The following is a 754-nucleotide window of genomic DNA, read 5'->3' on the forward strand; positions in this document are numbered from 1 at the left end:
TTACTTGTGATGAGCTTTTAAGGCTTTAAATATATAAAAACACTTAATTTTTAGGAGGAACTTACTCATGGCAGTAAAAATTCGTTTAAAACGTATGGGATCTAAACGTAACCCATTCTACCGTATCGTTGCAGCAGACGCACGTGCACCACGTGATGGTCGTATCATTGAAAAAATTGGTACTTACAACCCAACAACTCAACCAGAAACTATCGAGTTAGATGAAGAGTTAGCTTTAAAATGGTTAAAAGATGGTGCGCAACCAACTGATACAGTTCGTGATATTTTATCTCGTCAAGGCGTTATGAAAAAACACCACGAAAACAAATTAGAAGCTAAAGCAGCTAATAAATAAGCGTAAACACTATGAATGATATGCCAAATATTGAAGATTTATTGTTAACAATTGTGAAACCATTGGTGAATCATCCTGATGAAGTCCAATTGAACATTGTTGATGGAGATGAATTTTTAGAATACCATTTGTTGCTACATCCTGATGATGTAGGCCGGGTGATTGGCAAGGGTGGCCGCGTTGCAAATGCAATCCGTACCATTATCTATTCAGTTCGAGTAGAAGGACCAAAGAGAATTCGCTTGGTAATTGATAGAGAAGATTAAACAGGGTGTAAGAGTCGACGTTCAGAAAGAAAACGTTGGAAGATTAGAGCAGTAGCTGACGAAGTCAGTTACAATCTAATCTGAAACGCAGTTCTTTCTGGAGACTCGAACCCGACTAAACAGGGTGCGATAG

Annotated in this window: 2 protein-coding genes; both read left to right on the plus strand. The window is 38.2% G+C overall.

The window, feature by feature from the left end:
* The first annotated feature begins 67 nt into the window (after window positions 1-67).
* The gene (rpsP, locus tag ACRCJ0_RS17210; protein ID WP_016896836.1) at window positions 68-355 is read left to right on the plus strand and encodes a 30S ribosomal protein S16; all 288 of its coding nucleotides are present in this window, start codon (window positions 68-70) and stop codon (window positions 353-355) included.
* Between the two features lie 20 nt (window positions 356-375).
* Entirely contained in the window at window positions 376-621 is a 246-nt protein-coding gene (locus ACRCJ0_RS17215) for a KH domain-containing protein (protein ID WP_326132761.1), read from the plus strand.
* Window positions 622-754 lie beyond the last annotated feature (133 nt).

It is taken from the genome of Aerococcus sp. L_32, assembly GCF_050689315.1.

What these genes read in the sequence shown, in the direction of transcription:
- rpsP (WP_016896836.1), top strand. Translation starts at nt 68, where the DNA reads ATGGCAGTAAAAATTCGTTTAAAACGTATGGGATCTAAACGTAACCCA.
- ACRCJ0_RS17215 (WP_326132761.1), top strand. Translation starts at nt 376, where the DNA reads ATGCCAAATATTGAAGATTTATTGTTAACAATTGTGAAACCATTGGTG.